25 protein-coding genes are annotated in these 25,747 nt (G+C 43.6%); 7 read left to right on the top strand and 18 right to left on the bottom strand.

Features of this window, described 5'->3' with window-relative positions; translation table 11 throughout:
• Positions 1-30 precede the first annotated feature (30 nt).
• From B9A22_RS01225 to B9A22_RS01170, 12 genes are all read right to left on the bottom strand, one after another.
• On the bottom strand, positions 31-663 hold the full coding sequence (locus B9A22_RS01225) for a cobalamin B12-binding domain-containing protein (protein ID WP_084573771.1): 633 nt from the start codon (positions 661-663) through the stop codon (positions 31-33).
• A gap of 98 nt (positions 664-761) precedes the next feature.
• On the bottom strand, positions 762-2,072 hold the full coding sequence (locus tag B9A22_RS01220) for a glycine/betaine/sarcosine/D-proline family reductase selenoprotein B (RefSeq protein ID WP_084573770.1): 1,311 nt from the start codon (positions 2,070-2,072) through the stop codon (positions 762-764).
• Between the two features lie 24 nt (positions 2,073-2,096).
• Positions 2,097-3,383, bottom strand: coding sequence for a glycine/sarcosine/betaine reductase component B subunit (locus B9A22_RS01215; RefSeq protein ID WP_084573769.1), 1,287 nt, complete (start codon positions 3,381-3,383; stop codon positions 2,097-2,099).
• 30 nt (positions 3,384-3,413) lie between these two features.
• On the bottom strand, positions 3,414-3,782 hold the full coding sequence (locus B9A22_RS01210) for a GrdX family protein (RefSeq protein WP_084573768.1): 369 nt from the start codon (positions 3,780-3,782) through the stop codon (positions 3,414-3,416).
• Positions 3,782-4,963 (bottom strand): glycine/sarcosine/betaine reductase complex component C subunit alpha, encoded by a 1,182-nt coding sequence (gene grdD / locus B9A22_RS01205; protein WP_217805841.1) that lies wholly within the window; start codon positions 4,961-4,963, stop codon positions 3,782-3,784. Before grdD ends, B9A22_RS01210 begins: the two co-directional genes overlap by 1 nt.
• Before the next feature lie 20 nt (positions 4,964-4,983).
• Positions 4,984-6,522, bottom strand: coding sequence for a glycine/sarcosine/betaine reductase complex component C subunit beta (gene grdC, locus B9A22_RS01200; protein WP_084573766.1), 1,539 nt, complete (start codon positions 6,520-6,522; stop codon positions 4,984-4,986).
• 28 nt (positions 6,523-6,550) lie between these two features.
• Complete coding sequence (grdA, locus tag B9A22_RS01195) at positions 6,551-6,994, bottom strand: glycine/sarcosine/betaine reductase complex selenoprotein A (RefSeq protein ID WP_084573765.1); 444 nt, start codon at positions 6,992-6,994, stop codon at positions 6,551-6,553.
• Between the two features lie 45 nt (positions 6,995-7,039).
• Positions 7,040-7,354, bottom strand: a complete 315-nt coding sequence (locus tag B9A22_RS01190; RefSeq protein ID WP_084573764.1) for a thioredoxin family protein — start codon at positions 7,352-7,354, stop codon at positions 7,040-7,042.
• A 13-nt stretch (positions 7,355-7,367) separates the two neighbouring features.
• On the bottom strand, positions 7,368-8,336 hold the full coding sequence (gene trxB, locus B9A22_RS01185) for a thioredoxin-disulfide reductase (protein ID WP_084573763.1): 969 nt from the start codon (positions 8,334-8,336) through the stop codon (positions 7,368-7,370).
• 356 nt (positions 8,337-8,692) lie between these two features.
• Positions 8,693-9,349 (bottom strand): vitamin B12 dependent-methionine synthase activation domain-containing protein, encoded by a 657-nt coding sequence (locus B9A22_RS01180; RefSeq protein WP_084573762.1) that lies wholly within the window; start codon positions 9,347-9,349, stop codon positions 8,693-8,695.
• A gap of 132 nt (positions 9,350-9,481) precedes the next feature.
• Positions 9,482-10,276: a methyltetrahydrofolate cobalamin methyltransferase gene (locus B9A22_RS01175; RefSeq protein ID WP_084573761.1), complete on the bottom strand. Its 795-nt coding sequence runs from the start codon at positions 10,274-10,276 to the stop codon at positions 9,482-9,484.
• A 222-nt stretch (positions 10,277-10,498) separates the two neighbouring features.
• Positions 10,499-12,310, bottom strand: coding sequence for a sigma 54-interacting transcriptional regulator (locus B9A22_RS01170; protein ID WP_084573760.1), 1,812 nt, complete (start codon positions 12,308-12,310; stop codon positions 10,499-10,501).
• Positions 12,311-12,669: 359 nt separating this feature from the next.
• Between B9A22_RS01170 and B9A22_RS01165 the strand changes: the two genes are divergently transcribed.
• Positions 12,670-13,827: an iron-containing alcohol dehydrogenase gene (locus B9A22_RS01165; RefSeq protein ID WP_084573759.1), complete on the top strand. Its 1,158-nt coding sequence runs from the start codon at positions 12,670-12,672 to the stop codon at positions 13,825-13,827.
• 74 nt (positions 13,828-13,901) lie between these two features.
• Here B9A22_RS01165 and eutJ read toward each other — a convergent pair whose 3' ends face one another.
• Both eutJ and B9A22_RS01155 read right to left on the bottom strand, forming a co-directional pair.
• Positions 13,902-14,717 (bottom strand): ethanolamine utilization protein EutJ, encoded by an 816-nt coding sequence (gene eutJ / locus B9A22_RS01160; protein ID WP_084573758.1) that lies wholly within the window; start codon positions 14,715-14,717, stop codon positions 13,902-13,904.
• 317 nt (positions 14,718-15,034) lie between these two features.
• Positions 15,035-15,694, bottom strand: coding sequence for a Spy/CpxP family protein refolding chaperone (locus tag B9A22_RS01155; protein WP_084573757.1), 660 nt, complete (start codon positions 15,692-15,694; stop codon positions 15,035-15,037).
• 217 nt (positions 15,695-15,911) lie between these two features.
• On the opposite strand from B9A22_RS01155, the gene B9A22_RS01150 reads away from it, so the two are divergent.
• The 6 genes from B9A22_RS01150 (at position 15,912) to B9A22_RS01130 (ending at position 21,380) form a co-directional block, all read left to right on the top strand.
• Positions 15,912-16,583 carry a response regulator transcription factor gene (locus B9A22_RS01150; protein ID WP_084573756.1) on the top strand — a complete coding sequence of 224 codons (672 nt, stop codon included), beginning with the start codon at positions 15,912-15,914 and terminating at the stop codon, positions 16,581-16,583.
• Positions 16,580-17,977 (top strand): sensor histidine kinase, encoded by a 1,398-nt coding sequence (locus B9A22_RS01145; RefSeq protein ID WP_084573755.1) that lies wholly within the window; start codon positions 16,580-16,582, stop codon positions 17,975-17,977. Before B9A22_RS01150 ends, B9A22_RS01145 begins: the two co-directional genes overlap by 4 nt.
• A 158-nt stretch (positions 17,978-18,135) precedes the next feature.
• The gene (locus B9A22_RS25170) at positions 18,136-18,291 is read left to right on the top strand and encodes a hypothetical protein (RefSeq protein ID WP_176215337.1); all 156 of its coding nucleotides are present in this window, start codon (positions 18,136-18,138) and stop codon (positions 18,289-18,291) included.
• A gap of 55 nt (positions 18,292-18,346) precedes the next feature.
• Positions 18,347-19,516, top strand: a complete 1,170-nt coding sequence (locus B9A22_RS01140; protein WP_084573754.1) for an efflux RND transporter periplasmic adaptor subunit — start codon at positions 18,347-18,349, stop codon at positions 19,514-19,516.
• Positions 19,513-20,661 (top strand): ABC transporter permease, encoded by a 1,149-nt coding sequence (locus B9A22_RS01135; protein ID WP_084573753.1) that lies wholly within the window; start codon positions 19,513-19,515, stop codon positions 20,659-20,661. Before B9A22_RS01140 ends, B9A22_RS01135 begins: the two co-directional genes overlap by 4 nt.
• Before the next feature lie 2 nt (positions 20,662-20,663).
• Positions 20,664-21,380: an ABC transporter ATP-binding protein gene (locus tag B9A22_RS01130; RefSeq protein WP_084573752.1), complete on the top strand. Its 717-nt coding sequence runs from the start codon at positions 20,664-20,666 to the stop codon at positions 21,378-21,380.
• Between the two features lie 79 nt (positions 21,381-21,459).
• On the opposite strand, the gene B9A22_RS01125 is transcribed toward B9A22_RS01130, so the two are convergent.
• From B9A22_RS01125 to mtgB, 4 genes are all read right to left on the bottom strand, one after another.
• Complete coding sequence (locus B9A22_RS01125; protein ID WP_084573751.1) at positions 21,460-22,611, bottom strand: glycerophosphodiester phosphodiesterase; 1,152 nt, start codon at positions 22,609-22,611, stop codon at positions 21,460-21,462.
• A 102-nt stretch (positions 22,612-22,713) separates the two neighbouring features.
• Positions 22,714-23,307, bottom strand: coding sequence for a DedA family protein (locus tag B9A22_RS01120; RefSeq protein WP_176215336.1), 594 nt, complete (start codon positions 23,305-23,307; stop codon positions 22,714-22,716).
• A 267-nt stretch (positions 23,308-23,574) separates the two neighbouring features.
• Complete coding sequence (gene mtgC, locus B9A22_RS01115; protein WP_084573749.1) at positions 23,575-24,222, bottom strand: glycine betaine-specific corrinoid protein MtgC; 648 nt, start codon at positions 24,220-24,222, stop codon at positions 23,575-23,577.
• 64 nt (positions 24,223-24,286) lie between these two features.
• Positions 24,287-25,714 carry a glycine betaine--corrinoid protein methyltransferase gene (gene mtgB / locus B9A22_RS01110; protein ID WP_084573748.1) on the bottom strand — a complete coding sequence of 476 codons (1,428 nt, stop codon included), beginning with the start codon at positions 25,712-25,714 and terminating at the stop codon, positions 24,287-24,289.
• Between the last annotated feature and the right edge of the window lie 33 nt (positions 25,715-25,747).

The raw sequence follows: 25,747 nt of genomic DNA, 5'->3' as shown, positions 1-25,747 counted from the left end.
TACTTCTCTCTCCTTTCAAACCCTCTAAGTTTACGCCAAGAGCCGATTACAGAGATCTACCGCCGAACCCGCATCCTGCGCATATCCGTCTGCACCGCATTCATCCGCAAAATCCTGGGACAGTGGCGCCCCTCCTACAATTACTTTAACTTGATCTCTGATGCCCTCTTCTTTCATGAGTTCGATAGTATCTTTCATATGCAGCATTGTTGTGGTAAGTAAGGCGCACATCCCCAATACATCTGGTTTGTGCTCTTTTAGTAATTGCACAAATTTTTCCGGGGAAACATCCATTCCTACGTTAATAATGCTGTAGCCTCTACTTTCGAGCATCATTCCCACTAGGTTCTTCCCGATATCGTGAAGGTCTCCCTTAACCGTACCCAACATAACTTTGCCTGCTGAAGGCATGTTCTCAGCTGATATCAAAGGCTTTACCAACTCAATTCCCGCAGTCATGGATCTGGCAGCAACTAGAACTTCCGGTACAAACATCTCCCCGTTCTTAAAACGGGCACCCACTACACTCATTCCCCCGATTAACCCCTGATTGATGATATCTAGAGGCGAGACTCCTTCATCTATCAGTGTCTGTGTTATCTTTTTAACTTTGGCGAGATTACCGCTGATTACGCTTTTTGACAGTTCTTCAAAGTTTGCCATTCTTTTTATCCCCTTTCAAATTCAAATCTAGCTTTTGATGTATCTTTTCTTTGAGGATCAGACATAATATAGCCGATCCTCTCTACATAAGAATTTTCTTACTCAAATTGAGTTGGTTCGGTAATTTCGGTAGTTAACGCATCCAATGCCTTTTTAACTATTGCTTTTCTCAAAGTATGTTCATCGCCCTTACTAAGCTTCGGATTTCCCACCGGATAAGGAATAGCAATAGTCGGGACAATTCGATTAGCACCGACTGACTCACTAATCGTCGTAATAGTAGCCATGTGGACAATAGGAATACCATATCTTTCGATTTCTTTTACAATCGTTGCACCGCAACGAGTACAGGTCCCTCAGGTGGATGTTAAGATAACACCATCCACTCCAGCAGCCTTCAATTCAGCTCCTATTTGCACACCAAATTCTACTGATTTGCTTACGGCAGTTCCGGTTCCGGTGGTTGTATAAAACCAGTCATAAACCTTTCCAATATAGCCCTCATCTTCGAATTCTTTTAAAATATCTAATGGTGCGACACGGTCAGGATCCTCATTGGCATAGATCGGATCATAGCCACCATGTGTTGTATAATAGCAAGGAGCCTCAAGCGCATTAATTGCAGTAACATCGTATTTACCCCATTTTTGCGCACTGGCCGACTGAATTTTGTCCGGATTTCCTGCTGGTACAATACCGCCAGAGGTGCACAAGGCAATGGTAGCCTTACTTAACTCCTTAATTGATTCAGCAGGTGCCACTACATCAAATACAGGCATCGGCATTTCTGTTGCAAAAGGCTGACCTTTTAAGCGGGCAAGTAACATTTCCACAGCCCTTTGTGAACCTCTTTTTTCCACAATGAGCGTCTTTCTCATACCGCGAGCAATGTACCCTTCGTCTTCAGGAGACCCAATTTCAATCCCTTTGGCCAACTTACAGGCCAGTGACGCCATTAAGGGCAATGCTTTACGCATTCCGCCAGCGTTATCGCTCGTACTGACTACATAGGCGATCGCTTTGCAGTTATCCAAGCCGGGGTTTTCCACATACATACCAGTGACTACCGGGATCTTCAAGTGTTCAGCAACAGTCTTGGAAATCTCTGAACAGGCTACTCCATACCGCCCGGCATTAAAAGCAGGCCCAGCGACAAACACATCCGGAGCAGCTTCTTTTACCATATTCAAAATAGTCTCTATGGCTTCATCTTTGTTCTCATTGAAGTAGTTATCACCACAGATAATGGTGCCGACAACCGATCCTTCCCCCTTAAGCAATCCTTCAAAACCCATTGCCGGGCCAATCTTATTCGGACTAAACTCTGGGGGCATACCTGCTTTATCCTCTCCACCTATTTGGCCAAAAAATTGGTTTACATAGTAGAGAACTTTAAACTTATCTGCCATAAGATATCCACCTTTCATATAAGTTTAGTACAGTCTGCAGGTCACATTGTGGAATCCAATTTCTGATGTGGCACCAATCACAGCATTTAACTCACACATCAAGCTACCGTCTTCCAATAAAGAACCTTCCCAACCACCAGCCAATACCGCAATAGCTGCCGCATTGCCGATAACCCTGTCTGCCGGAAGCAGCGTAACCACGTGACTAACATTTCCCCCGGAAACTACTGCCACTGCTTCTGCCGCTGTGTCAGCCAAAGGCTGAGACATGCCGTCTCTTCCCGCACATTCATCGGTAATTAATACGGTTTTAATACCAGCTTTTTCGCATTTTTTACAAATCATTAACAGGTCAGAGTCAGGGTTCCCATAGCCCTCTTCGGATACAATCACCGCATCGGCCCCCAGCATTTTTGCCAGTTTTACAGTATAATCAGATGCGCGGAGCTTACCAGCTAAAGTAGTGTGTTCAGGGACCATAATGACCCCCAAGAAGTTGATTTCCTTACCGTGCTGGGCATACAGGTCATAGATCACGGTATTGTTTTGGTGCTGGTAAGTAGTAATCTTATCGCATGCCGCAACGCAGTTCCCACTAATTACTGCACCATCTAATTCCTCGTTGGCATGAAGTAGTGTTGGCAAAATTGACGATTGATTGACGCCGTAAATATAGGTATCATGCAGTAACCCCTGGGTAATATTCATCTCGGCGTAGACAACTTTAGGTAAATCAGGGTATTTGGCTGCTTCTTCAAAAATACTGCCAATTTCAAAGGTACGTACCTCGTCTGGGGTTAAATTTTTCCCTGCTAACCCGATAAACTCGGCTGCCCGCAGTCCAGCTATCCTAACAGTTTCTTCATGGGTATGGGGCTGCAGCCCTTCTATCACCCGGATATCCACCGTTAAATTATAGGTTTGGGAGAACGGAGTCCACTTAGCCCCTTCACCCCACATATCAATGACACCTTCTTGAAAGCCCACAATATCACCAACTGTTACAACTGCGGCACCATATAAAACATGGGTTCTGCCTTCTCCACACTGAGCCTGTTTAGACGTAACCCCGGGAAAACCATTATTGCCGCCTTGAATTTTCACCCTAGGCTCAATTACGTCTTTCACCGGAATAATTCTTACTTTTTCGCCTGGCTTAGCTACGTCAATTAAGACATCTTTAATTCTTACGTCTTCTTTCAGGTAAGCAATTAATCCCTCCTTATCAACGGTTAAGACTCCGTCTTTTACAGAAGTCTCATTGCTTAACTGAATGTCTTTAATATAAATCCGGCCAATTTCCAGTTTCACAACGTTCACCTCCCTATTATTTTTCAAAAATCACCAAGTAACAGGTTGCTCAGCTAAAGCCGCTTCTAACAGTATCAGGTCTATCATTTTGTAATCCTCAGCATTCGCTGTGTCTCTTTTACGAAAGTCCATATGCCTCTTATATTTAATGATGCTATCCTCGATAATCTCAGCAGAGAAGGAATCTACTTTTGTCGACTTTTTCCCTAAGATTACGGAGCGAAACGGTGAAAACATCATCCTTAAACTAGCAGCTAGAGGGTGGCTGATTAGTTCATATCCTTCATGGACTAGATCTCGTACCTTAATCAAAGTCTCTTCTGCAGAACCTTCCACAAATAACATGTTATCGTTTTTTTCTGCAACCGCCGGATTATTAGTGACGATTAGGTATTTCATTACAGGTATTCCTTAGCTTTCAGTAATTCTAATGCCCTCTCCCTGTCTTCCGGAGCAATCATCACGATGGGTCCGGTACAGCCCATGCCGCATTCCGCATAAATGCCGGCTTTCCATAACACCTGAACTGCGTCTTCCAACTGCATGACTTCTACCCCGGGAATGGAATCAGTAACCGCTTTTTTCGAGGGAGATACTGCCACTTTTTCATCGTCTTGTTTGCTCGGCAAGGCATTAGCACTCAATGATTTAACGATAGTCTCCCAACCGGCTTTCTTGGCTGCGGCGAACTCTGCTTTAGCCTTTTGCCGCAAATTCCCTTTAGCGCAATTTGCGGCAAACCGGATGGCTCCGGCAATCACGGGGGCACCAGACGCTCTGGAAACAATGCAGATAATCCTGTCGTAATCTTCTCCCACACCGGGTCCATATCCGCTTCCCACCGCTTCATAAGTACCTCCGGTGCTGTATGCGGAAAATACCTTCATTAAGACGTTTCCGGTTAGACTATCATTTACCATAACATCTGGAACACCCAGTAACAGGTCGTTGCCCCTCATAACTATACCGCCGTCGCTCCTGGCGGACTCTGCAAAATCGATTTGGTAGCCACCCGCCTTGAGCTTTTTCAGGGCTCTTTCCACTTGCCTGGCGCCCTCAATATTCAAGACGCCTACTGTTGGTTTGGGATTTTCGCAAGCCTTGGCAACCGCAATCCCATAAATAGTATTTCTGAGCATAGCGGTAATTCGCTCCGTTGCCGACGTCCCTGTTGTTGTCGCCAAAAACAGCTCTTGCCCCTTGCCCGGGGTAATAACTTTCCCCACAGTGGATACCCCAATCGGAAAATTGTAATGCATAGTAACGGCTGCATCCAGGCTATGGTTCAACAACATCTCATCCATGGCAGCATGAGCTTCTCTTTCATCCAAGGCAGCCACAGTTTCCAATTGGGTTTCTACTCCGCTGCCGATAATAACTACTTGAATATTTGGATCTTGCTTCTGGGCCAATTCCGCTCCTCGCACAAGTTCCTCAGGTCCGTGATCACTGCCCAAGACTGTTAGACCAACCCTGCAACTTTTAGCGATACTACCTGTCTCTAAAGCTTGAGCCATTTCCCCAAAGATCTCCGCGATTGCTGTTTTAATAAGGTTTTTACCCATTATTTCACCTACCATTGAAGCAACTATGTTTAAAATTATTCTCCGCCAAGAGTCTTGGCGAAATCTCGCATTGCTTCAGCAATCATTCCCCGTACTTCTTGCTTATCGAAGCCTGACTCAGCAAATCCGCTGTTCTTCTCAATAATAAAGGAGACACCATCAAAAAGATTGGTCATCCTGCCTAGGAAAAGGCTTCCCTTGCCAATAATCATGGCCCGCAGAATTTTCCCTGACAGGATCATTTCCAGTGCGTGTCCGATGAAAGGAACCCCAGAGGGAATGTGTCCCTGAGTGGGAGCAAATCCAGGCATGCCAAAACTGTCAACAGCTTTCTGCAGATCCTTTTTTTCTAAATCCCCTCTTTTGACCCCTAAAGCACTAATCATCTTATAATTAGCCAGGGGGACATCACCCGCTCCGGCAGGCTCGGTGATCTCTGGGTTTTGCATTTCTGCTGCGTAACGATCCACATCCAGTATCTTATAGCCAATTTTGTCTAAGGGGTCAGCTACAATAGCAGTCATTACAGCCTGTGGCGACGAACCCGAACCAATCTTATGTCTACCAACACCATCAGTACGGATCATCGGGCTTACCCCATCGTTTTCCCCGATATGAATTGCAAAGGAGCCTAACACATCTTCAAAAGCCGGCATTCCCTTTTCAACATGATTCTTTGAATTCATGCCTAATTTTGCTGAAGAGCCACCGGCCAATACCACAATGTTCTTATAAATTCCAGACTGGGCAAGCGCAGCCGCTTCTACCAATGCATGTGCGGGCGCTGCACAGAAACTACGGGTATCAGAGCCTGTTGCATTAACACAGCCACACATCTCACCAATAGATTTGGCGAAATTCCCCCCGCCCCTTTGATTCATGTCTCCGCAAGCTTCTTCAGAACACTCGATGATATATTCAATTTCTTCCGCCTTTAATTTGGTTTTGCTCAAAAGTAATTGCAGGGCAAAAGCAGCAGACGCCTTAGACACAAGATTCTCATACATTACATGGTCTGATAACGCTTCATCAAACTCATGCGCTCTTTTCACACACCCGACCAGCTTGCCGGCAGAGTACATCGGCTGCGCAATGTGCTCTTCAACTAATTTCCGGATTTCTTCCGAAGTACCAGGATTTTTATCAAGCTTGTTAATATCTTTGATAGCTCCCAGAATCGGATGAGCAACAATTTTGTCTTTGACTCTTAATTGAAACTGCTCTTCCAGAATTACCAATTCAAAGGCATCAGCCATTTTCATTAAGCCTATAAATTCATCTTCTGGGATAATCGCACCGAATTTTCCGTCATGACTCTTTCCAAAGCCTGCTTGCTTATACCAGGGACGTGGAACCTCCCTTAATTCATCAGGGGTCATATTCCCGATGTATACCTGGTTCGGAGGATAATCAGCCACTTGTTCAAAACTTCTTAGATGCCCCGGAAGCTTTTCAAGATGTCCTGACTTAGCATCTTTAGCCCGTTCCATGGTTTGAGTAGTACCATGATGGACAAGCATGTCAGTAGCATGAACCAGCCCATAGGCAGCACCTTTAATAACAGGAAAATTCATCAAATCACCTCTATGTGCCACTCGCAAGCTATTTACGATAGGTCTTTACTTCCTCAACAATTGTGTCGACATCAAGTACCATTTCCATCATGCTGATCTGCTCATCATAGACAGCGGGATCAACCATATCCTTCAATTCAAAAATGTGGTAAGCTTTGAGTCCCAACTGGACTCCGGCTAATGGACCTGCAAACGTGGGATCTCCGGTAGATACGGTTTCCGCAGCCAGACCGGAAGCTTCTGCTTCCCCGCCTCCTAAAACCACGATCAAATCTTCTTTACCGTACTTTTCCGCAAACCCCATAATACGCGCTTGATTTTCCAGGTCCATTGCTCCAGCCGCAGTTCAAACGAAGCATTCTGTGGTAACGAATATTACTTCTGCGCCACCTGATTTCAGGCATTCTTCAATAGCTGGGCCCGGAATACCATCACGGTCACCAAGAATAGCTACCTTTTTACCTTTCAGCATTTACACATTTCCCCTTTCCATAGTTTTGCTATTTTAGAAGTTGGCCTACACCAGTTCAAGCAGTTTGGCTTCTACATCTTCAACGGAAATTTGCGTGGTTAACTCAGCAATTCTTTCTCCATTTCGATAGAAGAGTATCGTAGGCAAACCTAAAACCTTTTGAGCCATCGCCAAGCGCTTGTTACCATTAGTATCTAAGGAGCAAAATTTTGCCTTTCCATGGTGCTTTTCCGCCAATTCATGAATTCTGGGCATCAAAGCTTTACAAGGTTCACATTTTTCGCTCCAAAAATCGACCAGTATCAGTCCCTCTGCATTCAGAACCTCTGTTGCAAAATTCTCTTTTGTAAGTATCAACATTTTATCCCCTCCTTTAAGATATTTTTTGCTGTTCAGGGCTTCTTTCCACGCCTTCCTTTTCAGCGAGGTATTTCTCAGCTGCAACAGCTGCGATAGCTCCGTCACTAACCGCTGTAACCACCTGTCTGAGGAATTTTTCCCGAACATCTCCCACCGCATATACTCCGAGCACAGATGTCTCCATCAGATCATTCGTTATAATATATCCTTCTTGGTTGAGCCTGACTTTGCCCTGTAACATAGTGGTCTTCGGAACAGTTCCAACAAAGAAAAACACACCATTGGTTTCCATCACAGAGAGCTCCCCGGTTTTTAGGTTTTTAACGACAACACTATCCACCAGACCATCTCCGCTTATTTCCTCCAAAACAGAATTCCAAGCCCATTTAATCTTCGGATTGCCGAAAGCTCTTTTCGCACTTCTCTTATTACATCTTAAGTCCCCTTCTGCGCGTCTCACAATGACAGTCACCGTCTCAGCAAATTTGGTCAAATACATTGCTTCTTCAATGGCGGCATCCCCATTGCCGACTACAATTACATCCAGTTCTTCGAAGAAATCGGCATCACAGGTGGCGCAATAAGATACGCCCTTCCCTCTATGAGAATGTTCTCCCTTAATGTTTAAGGATTTTGGTTCAGCCCCGGTGGCAAGAATAATGGTCTTCGCTAGGTATTCATGACCGCTTTTGGTTTTGACTCGTTTTATAGCTCCTTCCAATTCCAGCCCAATGACTTCTTCGCGAATAATTTCTGTCCCGAAGCTAATAGCGTGCTCAGCTATACTTTCCATTAACGCTGGTCCCGTCTGACCTCGGGAGAATCCTGGATAGTTCTCTAGTTCTTCGGTAGTGGCTGCTTGACCACCTAACCTGCCTTTTTCTAAAATTCCAGTTTTCAAACGCGATCGAGATCCATAAATCGCTGCAGCCAGCCCACCCGGGCCGCCACCAACAATAAGAATATCATACAGATTAGACATTCCTGCTTCTCCTTTAAAATATTTTTAATACTTTGATTTTTCAATCGTTTTTACTCTTTAACTTAGATTATGCAATTACTATGCCAAGTCCAAATGGTGTATCGAAGCCAGTATTTGAGCCTTATGGTCCAAATCTTAAAGTTTCATATCTCATTTTCGGACGAATATTTTCAATCTAATGATGAAATTAGTGATTAATTTGATATCTTATTTTGAGACTAATTTGATGAGCTAATATTTTTTATGATCATCTAACCTCACGTTTAGCTTGAAATCAAAGGGAATATTTGACTTTTTTAACTGGGGATAAATATCTCATTTTAAGATATTTATTAAAACGCATACTATCGTGGCCCTTATGAACCATATGGTGCTTTTCTACTGGGACAATTCTCTCGGGGACACAATTGGCAACTTTCAAACGTTCCTTCTTTGAGAAACCGGATTCCAGAGACGCTCTTAACCGGAAGCATAAGGTAACTATCTGTAAGTCGAACCCCGATTAACTCTTCTACATTACCTAATAGATTAAATAGGTGTATTTGTCCAGTGATTGGCCACTCAGCCAATGAGCCCGGATTCATATTGACAGCATGACCCAAGCCAAACTCTTTATCTAGATGTTCTTCAAAAATTTTTATAGCAGTACGTAGTACCATTTCTTTAATCGTATCGGCACAAAAACTTGCAAAAAAATCTTCATATTGTTTAGACCAGGCTTCTAACTCAGTCCCGCAAGTAACAACAAACGGGTAGGCGGTTAGCGCCGCTTCCATGTTCTTTCGTAGCAGGCGACTAGTAAGCTTGATTTTATCGACAACAACAAAGTTATCTCCTTTTACTTCAATAGTTGCCTCTTTATAAACTATTTTGGGTCTTGCTATCAACTGCGCTTCAGCTGCCATCATCTCTAATTCGGCTAAATAGCTGCTTTCTTTCTTAATGTGTAACTTTTTTAGTAGAGCATCAAACTCTATTTCACACGGGAAATTGTTGAGAACAACCGTATTCATAAGGCATCTCCCTCCTTTAGGATTGTGACCTTGAGATGTAAAAGCGGCTACCTGCTAAGCAGGTAGCCTATAATCTTTTCTTAATCGCCTTCGCCCGGCATATGTCCGACAGCGTTTTCTTTAATTCTCCTCTTATTCAAATTTGCCTCCCCGGTACGCACCTAAATAGTTAGCGCAATAGCTATCGCGTCCCGCTATGGTCTCGGCGGCTATTATATTAGCCATCATCTGTTTATCTAAAGGATTTATGATTAAGCCGTCTAAACCTCGATCAATCGCCATTACGGCAAACGACTGATTCAAGAGCTTACGGACGGGTAAACCGTAAGAGATGTTCGACAAACCACACATCGTGTGAACCCCTTTATAGGTCGTCATGATTTTTTCAACTGCTTCTAAAAATTCGATTCCGAATTCATCTTTCGTGGACACTGGCTGTACGAGCGGATCGACATAAATATTGTCCAAGGAGATATTATTTTGTACTAAACCATTGATAAGCTTATCTGCTACGGCGAGCCTAGCATCCGATGTTTCAGGCATACCTTCATCACTCATGCACAATGCAACAACCTTGTGTTCTGTACCGGCGATCAACGGTAAGAGGCCTTCGTAGCGTTCTTTCTCTAAAGAGATGGAGTTAATCATGGCGACTCCGCGATGCACGGATAGCGCTTTTTCAATAGCCCTTGGATCTGGACTATCGATACAACATGGAGCACCTGTAGCCTCTTGTACAACTTCTACAAGCCACTTTAAATAATCGGCCTCTTTATGTACAAAAATCCCGGCATTGACATCGATATAATTGGCACCCGCTTCAAATTGATCTACAGCTACTTTTTGAATTACTGCCGCATCTTGTGCTTCAATTGCAGCCCTAATAGGTTTACGACTTGCATTGATTAATTCTCCGACAATAAACATTCCCAATCACTCCTTTAAAATGTTGACCCTTAACAACAATATTGCAATTGCAAGAATAGTGCCAATTCTCTATCGCCCAACATTTACTAGACATACATTCGCGATCATATCATTTTAGGATACATCTTCTTATCATAAATAAAAAAATAAGAACCTACCCAATCGGGTAAGTTCTTATTCATATCTTTGTAAATAGCTAAGCTTAATGCAGTACTCACTTACTCATTTCATTAATCCTACATTTATACCCATCTCTTTAATTTTTCGATAAAGAGTTGAACGACTCATCCCCAAAGATCTCGCAATATTTTCTTTGGCAAGGTTACTTGTGCCAAACCTTTTTAATGCCTCTACTATAGCATTTTTCTCTAGATCCAAGATTGATTGAACACTCTCTTGGGGTTGGGCCGGTTGTGAAGTAGTAACATGCTTAATAATTCGATCCGGCAGATAATTTGCATCAATCAAGGCATTAGGGCAAACGTTAGCTGAATACTCAATGGCATTCTCTAATTCTCGAACATTACCCGGCCAAGGGTATTCAAACATTTTCGCTAAAGCATCACGTGTATAGCCTCTAACCTTTTTTCCCAAAATCAAATTATATTTTTGGATAAAACAGTGAATGAGCAACTCCAAGTCCTCCATTCTTTTCCTCAAAGGAGGAATATGGAAAGGTATAACACTCAAACGATAATATAGATCACTGCGGAATTGGTTAGTCTTTATCATTTCTTCCAAGTTCTTATTGGTAGCAGCGATAATTCGAACATCTGTAATTAATGGCTTAGTCCCGCCCACTCGTTCAATCGTACGCTCTTGTAGTACCCGTAATAGTTTGACTTGTAAATGCAATGGCATATCTCCTATCTCGTCAAGGAGTATGGTTCCACCATTAGCCAATTCAAACTTTCCTGGTTTGCCAGTACGTCGCGCCCCTGTGAATGCACCTTCTTCGTAACCAAACAACTCACTTTCAAGTAGGTTCTCAGGAATAGCCCCACAATTTACGGCAATAAAAGGACCTTTCTTCCGCAGGCTTTCATGATGAATCGCATGGGCAAAAAGCTCCTTACCAGTGCCGCTTTCACCCGTGATAAGAACCGTTGAATCGGTTGTCGCCACTCTACACATTTTCTTTTTAATATTGGTGATTTCCGTGCTTTGGCCAAGAATACCATCAAAAGTATGCTTGCGTTCCTCTTGGATAAAACGCCCAGCCAACTTCCGCATTTCCCCGATCGAGCGAATTGAAAGAACAAAGCCGTCTATACCTTCTCCATACTTCACTTCCGTGATAGTACTCATGAAATGCAATGTTTGTTGACCATATTTATAAAATATATCTTGTTCTATATATGGCTTAGTCATTTTCAGGAGCGCTCCCATAGAAATTCCTGAAAAGACTTCTTCAATCATACTTCCATTGATTAGATTATCTGGTACCATAAGAAGATCTGTGGCAGATCGATTGACATGAGTTATTTTTCCATGATAATCAACCGCCACAATTCCTTCACGTACAGAATTAATCAAGGTGTTGAATTGTTCAGCGGCTTTCTTTGATCGTTTATATAATGCCCTTTCATTGAGTTTTCCTGAGACTAACTCTACTAAGTGCTGTAAAAACGTTTCAAGCTTAGCGTAGTCTTTTAACATATTTTCTTTTTGCGATTCATTGAAGGCGTATAATGAGATTGAGCCTATTAACTTATCTCCAAGTTTAATCGGGTATAATAAGCCCGCCAATACCTTACAGGTCTCTTTAAGATTACATTTCTGACACAGTTTGCAGTTTGGCGGATCGAATACTAAAAAACTCTTCTGTGTGCAGCGCAATTGATAATTAATTGATCCTGAACCATAAACAGTTCCAATTTGATCTTTGTACTTTCCAGTCCCCGCTAAGACCTCTAGGTACTCACCTACAATAGCAACCTCGTAATCAAGTACAGCTGCAAATGCATCTGCTACGCGTTGGATATAATCTTGAATTGACTTGAGATTTAGTATATCTGTGCCATCGTTATTCAAGCTATTACCTCCCGCCCTTTATCTTTCGGAGATCTATATTAATAGTCATACCTTTGCAGTAGTTCTGGTTAAATCTTCCTTGTTCTTAACTATATCCAAATTATAACATAATGCTTATAAAATTCCATATTATTAGCAATTGTGAAATTTAAATCTTACTTCGTTTCCCTTAATCCGAAAACAGCCAGAAAACTATAAGGGTCGTCTAATGGAGCCAGGCATTTTAATATAAGTGGTTGTAAGTAGTTATGGTTTATCACTTTTTTGCTGAAGTCAGCCTAGCCACACTCTCAAACCTTGCGAAAAATAGTAAACAATGCTATTGTATTAAGAACTTATGAACAAGGAGGCTGTAGTCAATGACCAAGGTCCATGAATATTTTATGACACCTATTAGTATCTTGGGCACAGGATGCATGGAACGGATCGCAAGTTATATCAAGCCAATGATGTTTAGAAAAGCCCTGATCGTTAGCGACAAAATACTGGTCGACAGTGGGCTGATTGACAAACTCCTCTCATTACTTGACGCTGAGGGAATTTTTTACATAATTTACAAAGATGTTTCGCCCAATCCCACAGTAGCCCAGGTAAATTACGGACTAAAACTTCTTAGAGACAATGGCTGTGACTTTTTGATTTCCTTTGGCGGTGGTTCTCCCCATGACTGCGCCAAGGCTATTGCTCTTTTAGCTACCAACGGCGGTGAGATTGGACTCTATGAAGGGTTGAACAAATCAAAGAAACCAGCACTGCCGCTTATCGCCATAAATACAACAGCCGGTACAGGCAGTGAACTTACCCGCTTCTGCGTCATTACCGATGAAGAGCGGCATGTAAAAATGACGATTAATGATTGGCATGTTACCCCCATTATTGCAGTCAGTGATGCCGAGCTGATGATCGGGATGCCGCCAGGCTTAACGGCGGCAACCGGCATGGACGCGTTAACCCATGCCGTCGAGGCGTATGTTTCAACAAATGCCAGTCCGGTAACAGACTGCAAAGCCGTAAAGGCAGTGGAATTAATTGTCGATAATTTAAAAACTGCCTATACAGACGGTACTGATTTAAAATCCAGGGAAGCCATGGTTTACGCTGAATACCTGGCCGGTATCGCCTTTAACAATGCCAGTCTTGGCTATGTACATGCACTGGCCCACCAGCTTGGCGGCTTATACAATCTGCCCCATGGTCTGTGCAATGCCATCCTGCTGCCGGCTGTCATGGAGTTCAACCTGCCGGCAGCCGTAACCAAATATGCTGACCTTGCCCGTGCCGCCGGAATCAAACTCATCGGTTTGTCAGCAGAAGCAAGTGCCAGGCAGTTCATAACGCAGGTTGAGCAGCTCAATAAAGATTTGGGCTTGCCGACAAGACTCCATGAGCTCCGTGGCTTCAACGCTAATGACATCCCCCGGCTGGCCGAAAGCGCACTGAAGGATGTTTGCTGCCTAACCAATCCCCGCCAAGGCACACAGCAGGATATAGAGGCAATCTACCGCTCCATATTGTAATATATAAACTTTCCAACAGACAAATATAATGCCCTGCAGATGATCAAAGTCTGCAGGGCATTATATTTGTAAAATTAACCGAACATGGCAATGCCCAGCGGCGTAACCAGCAAGGGATGTGGCGGCACATGTACCTTCCGGCCAAAGGCTTTGCCGAATTCTGTTTCAAACCCTTGCAGGTACGCTGTCCCGCCAACAACGTAGACCGGATAATCATCAAATTCATGCTGCCCTGCAAGCATGTTTTTTACTACTGTTGCCATTTTCTCAACAACAGGCAAAACTACAGGCAGAATCTTACGGTGCTGGGCAGCATCCCGTTTCAAAAGCTCAGCCTCTTCAAATGATATTTTATAGGCGCCAGCTAATACCAGCGATACGTGAGTTCCACCGGTGGGTTCATCAGCCGTAAAGACTAGCTCGCCATTCCTTAAAACTGCAATACCGGTAGTTCCGCCGCCAATATCCACCACAATCCCATGCGTAATATTGAGCGCCTTAGCGGCTGCCACCGGCTCATCGATCTGGCAGACAGGTTCTAAACCGGCCCCGGCAATGACATGGCCGCAAGCCATGGCATTACGCCCCACCGTGCCTGGAGGAATGGCTGTGGCCCCTTTGTCTAAGGTGATCCCCATAAGTTCTTCCACTTCGGCCTTTAACTCTTCGACAATGACCATAGCGCCCCGAAAATCAACAACAAGACCATCCTTAACCACAGAAGCCCACCGCATACTACCGGCAACCGGATTACCCGACTCGTCGGTAACAACCAACACAACATCAGCAGTTCCCAGGTCGACCCCAACCTTGTAAGGGCCTGGCAAATCAGCTACCGTCTTAGTCTCAATCAACTCATACAATTTATAAATCTTTTCATATGCTTCCACCCTGGTTCCCCCTCGCCACCCGCATTCAATTAGCTACGCTATGGTACTTGGTTTCCCTAAAGCATGAGCAAATCCCTGTTACCATAACCATAATTTTAATAACTGTATTCTACTATCCCCTTTTATGTTTGTATATAGAAGATTCTTGTCCTTTTTTATTACTTAAACTCGTTGCTTTTTATCGCTGTTGTAACAATTATTGCAATAAAAAACAGGAGACTACCACCGCCGAACGGGTTCTAGTCTCCTATCAGTACGCCCAGAATGGGCGCTTACTTGTTGGTAGTAACACAGAAAGCCACCACTAAATAGGCTTCCTAAAAAACGAAATCTTCCTGCTGCTGTTGCCGCCAAGCATCAAATTTTGTTTGCTGTTCAGCTGTAAGTTGCTCACGAATAGTATTTGTGACATCTTGCTTCATCTTTTTTATTTGCGTAATCTTTTGCTCCTTGGAGAGTGTGCTATCACCTAGAACATCCCATGTTTTTTCTTTGGATTGTTCAGCTGCTCTAGCAATTTTCATTTTTTGTTGTTGAGTCAGTTCTAAACTTTTCAGCAGTTCAGTCCGATTTTTACCTGCTTCTTTTATTTTGGCAGTAAGTTGATCAAATGATGCCTGCTGGCTGGGATTTAACTGGTTACGTACTTTTCCCATGGCATCGGTTCTTATGGTCTGGAGTTGTTTAAACAACTCCTCGACTTGCTGCTTCGCTTGATTACGGGCAAATGGACTGCGATTAATGTGTGTATTTGCTTTTAACTGTTTCATTTGGTCATTAGCCTGACGAAATATGGCCTGAATTTCTGTTTTTTGTTGCTCGCTTACATTCAGACCTTCTACTGGACTTGCCTGTGCTATTACTACCATTCCGGCCAAATTGTTGTCAAACCCCACAACCATAAACCCCGTGAGCATAATAATTCCGACAAGCGCAGGCACTAATTTTGTGAACAGCTTCTTTCCAGTTTGAATCATTGGTATTACCTCCCTAAATTTAATAGTAAATGATTTGGTGTTAGCCATACATCCAGCAACAAGTATTATTATAAAGGGCCAATATGGCAGCAATAAGGCAAATGCCTAGCAAAAAAATTTATTATATAAAATCAGGAGAGCCTGCCATATCTATGCCATCATTTTGTATTATACTTAAGAAACAAGATCAAAGATTTAGGAAGGAGAACTCACTGCCGTGATTAAAATTCTAATCGCCGATGACGAGAAAGATATCAGGGACATTGTTACGTGGTACCTAAGCCGCGAAGGATTTCAGGTGTTTGCTGTGGCTGACGGCCATGCAGCAATGGAAATAGAAGCGCTGCATGCGCCGGATTTACTGCTGCTTGATGTGATGATGCCAGGCTTATCCGGTTGGGAGGTTGCCAAAGCTGTAAATCGCAATGTGCCCATTATATTTTTGACGGCATTAGGGGCAGAAAATGATAGAATTACGGGTTTTAACCTGGGAGCTGATGATTATATCCCAAAGCCGTTTAGTCCACGGGAATTAGTAGCCAGAGTACGCGTTATTTTACGCCGAAACGGAAAACTGGCTTTGGCAGGAGATGTTTTACAGTTTTCAGCATTATCTATAGAACCCGGAACACAAAAAGTTATTTTTAATAAAGAACGGATTGAATTATCAACAAAGGAATTTGAATTATTGTACTTTTTGGCCCGCCATCCGCAGACTATTTTTACAAGGGAAAAATTGACGGTTAATTTGTGGGGCTATGACTTTGAGGGAGACGAGCGTACTGTTGACACTACCATTAAAAGAATACGCAAGAAAATCGGTTCGGCCGGCGATTTCATAAAAACGATACGCGGCAAAGGCTACAAGTTTGAGGTGGACAAGCAATGATAGCCCGTTCAATATTCTTTCGCCAAGTATTTAGTCATGTGGCAGTTATCATTTTTATGGCACTAACATTATCACTTTCAGTTATGTACTTTGTATATAAGGGCAATTTGACTGAAAAAGAAGGAGATTTAACTGCAAGAGTAAACAATATTGCAGCTTTCTTTACGGAAGAATTGAAAGCCGGCTACATACCTGATATGCGGGAATGGCAATTGGCGAGTAATGCTACTGGGGCGGTGCTCTGGCTGGAAGATGCCAACGGACAGATCATCCAGGGGATGCCTCCGAATCATTTGAACCCGGAATCCTATAAGGTCGGTAATCCATTAAATCATCCCAAGGCAAAAATAGTTCGTTCACCAGAAATGCAAAATGCTATTATCATTTCAGTCCCTGTAACAATAGCAGACAAGCCCGGGCAGATAATCGCCTATTATACGGTTAACTCTATTCATTTAGTTCTGGAAAGAATAACCCGCTTTTATTTTTTTCCGTTTATTGTTGGACTTGTAGCTGCTTTTCTATTGGCAATGTTGTTGTCCCGCCAATTAACCCGGTCTATTGCCGACATCGCTTCTGCCGCAAAGCGCTTCTCTGCCGGAGATTATACAAGCCGCACCCATTCCACTGGTAAAGATGAAATCGGAGCACTGGGTAAAACATTTAATGCTATGGCCGACGCAATTTTTCATACCCAGCAAACCAGACGCAATTTTTTCGCCAATATTTCTCATGAATTAAAAACGCCGCTGAGCTGTGTCAAAGCAACAACAGAAGCTCTCATTGACGGTATTGCTACTAATGACCAGGAAAGAACGCAATATTTAGAAAGGGTGTTGGCTGAGACAGACCGAATGTCCCGGTTAGTCCATGACATTACAGATACTGAACAATTGGAGTCCGGTAAAATGTTTATCAAGCAGGAACCTATTGATTTAGCTGCATTACTGCTAAACCAGGCCGATAAGATAGAACCGCTGTTAAAGAAAAAAAATCTCTCTCTGCTGCTGCGGGTAGAGACCGATAAGCACCGCATCTTGGGCGATGCCGGTCGACTTGAGCAGGTTTTGGATAACCTCATGAGTAATGCGATTCGATACGCGCCGGCAGGCTCCCGTATCGGTTTGATATTGACCGAAGAAAACGAATGGCTCCAAGTTTGTGTGTCCGATCAAGGAGAAGGAATTGCCGACGAGGAGTTACCGCTGATCTGGGAACGCTTTTATCGTATTGATAAATCCCGTGACCGCTCTGCAGGCGGAAGTGGTCTGGGATTGTCAATAAGCCGTGGTTTAATGGAAGCCATGGGAGGAACGATATCGGTACAGAGCAAAAAAGGCGAAGGAACGAGTTTTAAAATCCACATACCTTGGCAAAGACAAGATCTCACATGAAATAAAAGATGCAAGCTGCTAGCGTAGTTTGCATCTTTTATTTATAAAACCGTTATCAATGATTGCCATATTCATGACACCTTGCCAGGTTATAATCAATTTAGTTTCATATGTAAGCTTATACCGGAAACCTTTTCTGGAGTAATGGAGGATTATGAATGGTTATTGAGGTTACCAAGGATATGGAAAAACTATTGAACCATGCATATGTTGTGTATGGTATATTGCTTATTCTTACAGCCTTACTACTATATTTCACCTACGTTCTTAGCAGCGTTATCGCAAATATTGTTCACTATGCTCTATACTGGTAAGCTTAGCCCTAAGAATATATCTTATATTAGCAATAACAAGCTGGAGGAGTTTTAGATGAATTTCAATAGTCGTCTAAGGTTTTGGGTTTTAGCAATACTATTTGCATGTGTAGTTGGCTTTTATCTTTATGAGTGGGGTGGTTTGGGACCGCAAAAAGTTGTTGCAGCAAAAGTTGAAACAGGTACTCTCAAACCAACCGTGTTTGGAATAGGTACAGTGCAAGCAAAAATGAATTACAACATAGGGCCTACGCAAACCGGTAGAATATTAAGACTATATGTAGATCAAGGTGATTCGGTAAAAGCAGGCCAAGTGTTAGGTGAAGTTGACCCAGTCGACCTTGAGCAGCGTATCACTGGCAGTAACGCCGCTTTAGTCAGCAGTCAACACAATGCAGAGACTGCCAGAGCGCAACTACAAGATGCCATGAGCCGCAATCAATTAGCCCAAACCGAAGCAGTCCGGTACGAAAAGCTTTTTGAAAGCGGCGCGATCAGTAAAGAATTGTTAGAATCGAAACAAAACAATGCTGAAGTTGCACAAGCAGTTTTAGCTTCGACGGTATCCGCTTTTCAGGCGGCACAAAGTATGGTAGATCAAGCTGCTGCAGACTATCATGGACAGATTGAACAGAAAAGAAATTTTATGCTGATTAGTCCAGTAGATGGAATGGTAGTAGCACGTCAGGCTGAAGCAGGAAGTACGTTAGTTGCCGGACAAGCTGTTTTTATTATGATTGATCCGAAGACGCTTTGGGTCCAAACCAGAATTGACCAAGCCCGTTTTAGCGGGGTTGCACTTGGGCAAAGTGCAGAAATCGTACTGCGTTCTAATCAAACTGAAGTACTGTGTGGAACTGTAGACCGGCTTGAGGTTCGAGGCGATACGGTTACCGAAGAACGTTTTGTTGACGTAAAATTCACGAATATTCCTTCCTCAATTTTCCTGGGAGATTTAGCAGATGTGACGATAAAATTGCCTGAGGTAACCAATTCTTTATATATTCCAGTGGCCGCAATCAAAACAATCAACGGTGAGGACCGCGTCTGGGTTGTACAAAATGGAAAAGCTTATTGTAAGCTGGTAAAAACCGGAGTGCGTACTGTGGACGGCAAGGCTCAAATTATCACCGGCCTTAAACAGGACGAAATAGTCATCCTGTTTAATAACAGTAAAGCTCAGCTTGCCGAAGGAACAAGAGTAAGGCTGGTGGCGGCATTGTGATCAGCTTAGCCATTCGGGATATTCGATATAGCTGGTGGCGTTATTCGCTTACCGGAACGATTTTAGGATTATTGATTGCAGCCACAATTACGTTGTTTGGGATTTACCGCGGGATGGTTGCTGATGCAACTTCACTGCCAGCCACATCGGGAGCCGATATTTGGGTTGTACAAGAAAATACGGTAGGGCCTTATGCCGACTCCTCTTCTCTTTATGCTGATGAGTATCGCGGATTAGCCGGGTTCCCCGGAGTCGCCGAAGTAGCCAACGTCCTTTACTTTTCTTTGCAAGTAGAGCGGGGAACCGACGATGTTCGGGTAATGGTCGCCGGATACCAGGATGGTAAACTGGGACAACCAGCCAATATCATAACCGGCCGACCTATTGTTCAATCAAAATATGAGGCAGTAGCAGATGTAAAGAGCGGTTTTAAGTTGGGTGATAAAATTAAAATCCGGCGTAATGACTATACAGTTGTAGGTTTAACGGAACGGATGGTAAGTACCGCAGGAGACCCCGTCGTTTTTATTCGCTTAAAAGACGCACAAGAGGTACAATTTAAAAAAGACAACACATCGATTTATAACGACCGGAAAAGACAAAGCACAACAGAGGATAACGAATCCTCCAAGTATAAGACCAATGCAATTTTAGTTAGAGTAGCACCGGGGTGGGACATAAAGCAGGTAGCGGCAAATATCAAACAGTGGAAACACTTTGAAGCCTACACGTACCCAGAAATGGAACATTTACTCCTGTCAAAGATCATTGAAAAAGCAGCAACACAAATCGGCTTTTTCTTAATTATATTAGAGATTGTCAGTGCTGCCATCGTTGCCCTCTTGATTTATACAATGACTATGAGTAAATTGAAGGAAATCGCCGTTTTGAAATTGATTGGAGCCAACAATGGTCTGATTACGCTGATGATTTTACAGGAAGCCTGGGGTATTGGGATGATCGGTTATACTATAGGATTCATTGTTTCCGTTCTATGGGTACCAATTTTCCCCCGATATATCGCATACAGTACCGATATTCGATTGATTTCCTTTGCCTTAACTATGGGAATATGCAGTCTCGCAAGTATTATCAGTATTCGGGCGGCAATTAAAGTTGAACCGGCAGCGGCGATTGGGGGGTAATTATGAGAACTGCGATAGTAATGGCGGGAATCAAGAAACGTTATGGTAAAGGGCCGACCGCGGTTGACGCGCTAAGAGGTGTAAATATGGCTGTGTACCCTGGGGAAGTGGTTGGACTTGTTGGAGCAAGCGGGTCAGGCAAGACGACATTGCTGCAATGTCTGGGTGCAATTATTGATCCTACTGCCGGTCGAATTGAGCTTGGTGAAGAAGTGACTTTTGATAATGGCTGGCTGACTAAGGATGTACGAACTCTCAGGCGAGATAAGATAGGGTTTATATTTCAGGCGCCATATTTGATTCCCTTTTTAACTAATGTTGAAAATGTCGCGCTGCCAATGCTGTTGGCAGGACAATCATATGATAAAGCACGGCAGCGGGCCATGGAATTATTAGCAGCTCTTGATATTGCCGAGAAAGCCGAGTATAAGTCATATCAAATTTCCGGAGGGCAAGCACAACGGGTATCCATTGCCCGGGCACTGGCCAATAATCCTCCAGTGATATTAGCTGATGAGCCGACTGCTCCTCTTGATAGTCACCGTTCACTAGCGGTAATCAACTTATTGAATGGATTGGCTAAACAATATGGAACAGCCATCATTGTTGTAACCCATGACGAGGTAATTATACCAACCTTTAAACGGATCTACCGGATACGGGACGGCCTGGTTTATGAAGAAAAAGGGGAAGCGCGCGACAATCTTGATTTGAAATAGTTTACGGCTTTTTTAATTTTTTGCGCAAAAAACCTCTCTGCCGCACAAGGTGCGAAGCAGAGAGGTTTTTATCATTGCTTTATTCCGCAGAATCTGTGCCCTTAGCTAGCTTTTTCGTATCGCCTGTCGCAATGCCGACTCCGGTATGGTAAGGACTATTGGTATTGACCGTTGGTTCGGCTACAGCAACCCCTCTTTGTATCAAAACGTCCCGCAGCAGCCACGGCTTATCAGTGATAATACCGTCAACCCCCATATCCAGCAGCATGTTCATCTTAGTCGGATTGTTTACAGTCCAGGGTACGACTTTCATGCCAAGTTCATGCGCCTCACTGACTAATTCATGGGATAACTCTTCCCAGTAAGGCGAGACAACATCAGCGCCAATGGCTTTAGCCGCTTTTACATAGTCGCCTTTAAAAGCGTCAATGTCCAGGCCGGCCATCCAGGGAGAGGCCCCCGGTTCACCAGGCTGGCGGCACATACTGTCACGACCCCATGACGGCTGTTCGCAGGTAAGTGCTACCAGGGTAATTTTGGGGTCTAATTTTTTCATCTCTTTTAAGGTCCGCCAGTCAAACGACTGGAACATAACACGGTCTTCCATATGGTATTTTTTAATGATTTCATAGACTTTTTTTGCAAACACGGCTGGTTCAGGGCTGTTTTTAGCCTCTGGGAAAGCGGGATCAGGATACGATTTGGTCTCAATATTAAACATTACTTTATCATTACCATACGAATTTGCCAGCTCAAATACTTCTTCCAGCGTAGGCATCTTGGTGCCTGGATAGGATAACTGGGTTTTGCCATGGCCTTCATAATAGTCGCCAGCTGCCGGGTTCATAGTTCCAAGATCAAACTGTTTTACCTCAGATAAAGTCATTTTACGGATATCATATTTCCCAGGTTCTACATAATTGCCGTTCGGCCCTTTAGCTAAATTACTATTCATAAATGGATTATGGCTAATTACAATTCTTCCATCCTTAGTCATTTGCATATCCATTTCCAGGGTAGTTACCCCTAGTTCCATGGCATAAGCAAAGGCAACCAGCGTGTTTTCCGGACGGGCATCACGCCCGCCGCGATGAGCCTCAAAATCAAAGATTGGGGGACTGGCTTTTGCCTCAACAAAATTCATGGTCAGCATATTCACCCCAGATGTTAATAGTGCCGCAGTAATACCGGTCGCAATAAGACGTCTCCAATTGCATTTTCCTTTATGCATTACAAATCCCCCTTGTACTATTTTTCCACTTGGATAAATTATACATTGGAAAACAATGGGATTTGTTATGGTTGTATTATCTTTATATTAACATACTATTCATTATTTGCGGGTTAAATACCATCCTGCTAAAGCTATAGTAAGTATTCCGGCAGCGACCAGACCAGCATCTTTTGCCAAACCTGATAGCAACTGCCAATTATGACCTAATTCCAAACCTAAGTAGATCAGTGCACTGCACCAAATCAATGAGCTAAAAAGATTACTCAAAATATATGACTTAACATTCATGTGCACAAAGCCTGCCGGTATGGGAATAGCGCCGCGGATAACCGGCAAAAGCCTGCCAAACACTAATGCTAAAATACCATACTGCTCAAGCCATTGAGTAAGCTTTGCAAGTCTGGACTCAGACGGTATGAGGAAACTAAAATATCGGGCTACAACCTTTGTTCTGGCAAAAAATCCCATACCGTAACTAATCATAGCCCCAAACAAGTCACCTATCGTGGTGGCGGCTATGGCAGGAAGCAAATCGAACTGACTGCTGTACACTAAATAGCCGGTAAAACCCAATGTTAATTCACCGGGTAAAGGCAACCCCATACCTGTTAGCAGCATTGCTGCAAATACTGCAGCATAGCCGTAGTCACCTAGATTGCTAAGCAAGGCTTGTGCCGTTAGTTCCATGGGCATTAATTTGATAAGCCTCCACTGTGTAATAACCAATCGTTTTTCTAATACACAAATTAGTATTTCCGGTAAAATTAGAATAAATATAACCATATGTAATAAGATTGTCGATCCCTCGATTACATAAAACTGGCCTCACCCCAACTGCTACGAAGGGGAAAGGCCAGTTCTACTTCTGTTCTCCTGATAGAAAGTATAACTTTCTCCTGGATAAGGGCAGCATCGACTTCCGCTGTCGCCAAAGGCTCGTCGCAAGCCGTGCTTTCTTTATTATCCGGCAATCAACTTATCGCACAGGACAACCGCCTCGTCAGCAGTTTCGGCCCAGGCATCGGCACCAATCTCATCAGCAAAGGCCTGGCTGGTAGGGCCGCCGCCGATCATTACTTTATATTTTTCCCGCACATTCTTACTCTTGAGATATTCGATAATATTTTTTTGAGCAGCCATCGTGGTAGTCAGCAGGGCCCCTGCCGCGATGATGGTCGCACCTACTTCTTCGGCTTTGGCCAGGAAGTTTTCTGCCGGTTGGTCAATACCGATATCATATACTTTATAACCGGCTGCAGTCATCATGGCACCAACGATATTTTTGCCGATATCATGAATATCACCGGCAACCTGACCTACAATAACCTTTCCTTTGGCATCGCCGCCAGTAGCTCCTGATTCGGCAATAACCGGCTCAAGCATATCAAGGCCGGCTTTAAGAGCATCTGCTGCCATCATTACATCTGGCAAAAATGCTTCCCCAGCTTTCCATTTTGCCCCAAGCTCTTCAATGCCTTTAATAAGACCTTTTTCGATAGCTGCAACCGGGTCAATATTGTCATCAATAACTTGCTGGCAATATTCAACAACCAGATCTTCATCACCATCAAGAATAGCCTGCTTTAAGTTTTCAAAAATCTCACTCATATCATTATACCTCCATTAATCTTTTGCTTTATATTTTTATGCGCCGTCGTAATGAAATCTGAAACTAGTCTTTTATTTCAGTTGTTCTCTTCTCAATGAAAGAGCAAAGCGCTTGATTCACACCGCTATCCAGTACTGGCGCTTGGTATTCAGCCAGCATAGCTTTCCACTTTCTCTCAGCCCGCTGGTTAGTATCCAGATGCTCCTTACCCCAACCGTCATAAGACAACCGGTCACTAAGTGTAGCCCGCCGAAGCTCTTTGCCATGGTTTTGACGGGTATGCTTCTGAGTAAGGAAATGTCCGCCTGGCCCAACTTTTGCTATGACATCAAAGGCAAACTTATCCTCTGAAAAGTCAATGCCTTTAATATACCGTAAAACCATACCAGCGATCTCATCATCGACGATGAATTTTTCATATGACATGGCCATGAAATATTGCAGTATCCCTGCTGTATGCAGAACGAAGTTGATCCCTGACACACTGGCAGCCATCAGTGTCATCATTGATTCGTACCCGGCCTGGGCATCGACAATCTTAGCATCGTTCAGGCCACCGCCTCCCCGGCTGGGAACTCGATAAGTCCTGGCCATTTGAGCACTGGCAGAAGTAAACAGCGCGCCTTCCGGATTGCCGATGGACAATGATCCTGTCTGCATATCGGTGATGGCTGATGTTGATCCATAAACCACTGGCGTGCCTGGATTAATACTTTGTGCTAATGTGATACCAGCTAATACTTCAGCATTCTGCAGGGCTAAAGCACCTGCCATTGTTGCCGGTCCTGTTGACCCAGCCATAACCAAGGAAGCAATAACCATAGCCTGACCGGCCTCAGCATAAGCCATCAAGGCCCCGAGCATACGGTCATCATATTTTAGTGGGGTTACTGAGTTGATGAGGCAGATTAAGGCTGGTTTCTCCTTAATTACTTCTTTCCCGCCAAAAAGAATGGCAGCCATTTCGATACTATCTTGGGCTTTTTCATAACCAGAGGCACTGCCCATAAAGCATTTATCAGAATTCGTTATTGAACTATAGACCATTTTCAAATGTCTGATTGAATCAGGAACATCGGTAGGCTCTGCGGAATTTCCGCCAGTCATGTGCATATTAGGACTCATTTGAGCCAGTTTGACGAAATTATCAAAGTCTTCCATTACTGAGTTGCGCCGCTTGCCATCAACGTCATGGATAAACGGAGCTCCATAACCAGGCATATAAATGATATTCTCGCCACCAACTACCAGGTTATTTTGCGGGTTACGCGCATGAAGAGTAAATTCGGCAGGCGCCTTAGCCACTTGTTCTTCCACAAACTGCCTTTTGAAGTAGACCCGCTGCCCTTCTATCCTTTGCCCCTTCGCTTGCAAAACGTCAAGAGCCGGTTGGTATGAAAATTCTACACCAATCTCACTCAGAATTTTCATACTCTGTTCATGGACCTGATTCACCTGCTCAGGTGTTAATACATTAAATTTGGGTAACATTGCCAGCACCTCTTTCTATTATTGTCATTATAT

This window comes from Sporomusa malonica, assembly GCF_900176355.1.
Lineage (GTDB): Bacteria > Bacillota > Negativicutes > Sporomusales > Sporomusaceae > Sporomusa > Sporomusa malonica.
This window is presented reverse-complemented; position numbering and strand designations above follow the sequence as displayed.

Bases quoted from the DNA above. Each gene is read 5' to 3' on its own strand.
- B9A22_RS01120 (WP_176215336.1), bottom strand. From the start codon at position 23,307: ATGCCCATGGAACTAACGGCACAAGCCTTGCTTAGCAATCTAGGTGAC.
- trxB (WP_084573763.1), bottom strand. From the start codon at position 8,336: ATGTCTAATCTGTATGATATTCTTATTGTTGGTGGCGGCCCGGGTGGG.
- B9A22_RS01180 (WP_084573762.1), bottom strand. From the start codon at position 9,349: ATGAATACGGTTGTTCTCAACAATTTCCCGTGTGAAATAGAGTTTGAT.
- B9A22_RS01140 (WP_084573754.1), top strand. From the start codon at position 18,347: ATGAATTTCAATAGTCGTCTAAGGTTTTGGGTTTTAGCAATACTATTT.
- B9A22_RS01175 (WP_084573761.1), bottom strand. From the start codon at position 10,276: ATGTTTATTGTCGGAGAATTAATCAATGCAAGTCGTAAACCTATTAGG.
- B9A22_RS25170 (WP_176215337.1), top strand. From the start codon at position 18,136: ATGGTTATTGAGGTTACCAAGGATATGGAAAAACTATTGAACCATGCA.
- B9A22_RS01210 (WP_084573768.1), bottom strand. From the start codon at position 3,782: ATGAAATACCTAATCGTCACTAATAATCCGGCGGTTGCAGAAAAAAAC.
- grdC (WP_084573766.1), bottom strand. From the start codon at position 6,522: ATGAATTTTCCTGTTATTAAAGGTGCTGCCTATGGGCTGGTTCATGCT.
- B9A22_RS01225 (WP_084573771.1), bottom strand. From the start codon at position 663: ATGGCAAACTTTGAAGAACTGTCAAAAAGCGTAATCAGCGGTAATCTC.
- B9A22_RS01190 (WP_084573764.1), bottom strand. From the start codon at position 7,354: ATGTTGATACTTACAAAAGAGAATTTTGCAACAGAGGTTCTGAATGCA.
- B9A22_RS01145 (WP_084573755.1), top strand. From the start codon at position 16,580: ATGATAGCCCGTTCAATATTCTTTCGCCAAGTATTTAGTCATGTGGCA.
- B9A22_RS01130 (WP_084573752.1), top strand. From the start codon at position 20,664: ATGAGAACTGCGATAGTAATGGCGGGAATCAAGAAACGTTATGGTAAA.
- grdD (WP_217805841.1), bottom strand. From the start codon at position 4,963: ATGGTAGGTGAAATAATGGGTAAAAACCTTATTAAAACAGCAATCGCG.
- B9A22_RS01155 (WP_084573757.1), bottom strand. From the start codon at position 15,694: ATGATTCAAACTGGAAAGAAGCTGTTCACAAAATTAGTGCCTGCGCTT.
- B9A22_RS01125 (WP_084573751.1), bottom strand. From the start codon at position 22,611: ATGCATAAAGGAAAATGCAATTGGAGACGTCTTATTGCGACCGGTATT.
- B9A22_RS01165 (WP_084573759.1), top strand. From the start codon at position 12,670: ATGACCAAGGTCCATGAATATTTTATGACACCTATTAGTATCTTGGGC.
- mtgB (WP_084573748.1), bottom strand. From the start codon at position 25,714: ATGTTACCCAAATTTAATGTATTAACACCTGAGCAGGTGAATCAGGTC.
- mtgC (WP_084573749.1), bottom strand. From the start codon at position 24,222: ATGAGTGAGATTTTTGAAAACTTAAAGCAGGCTATTCTTGATGGTGAT.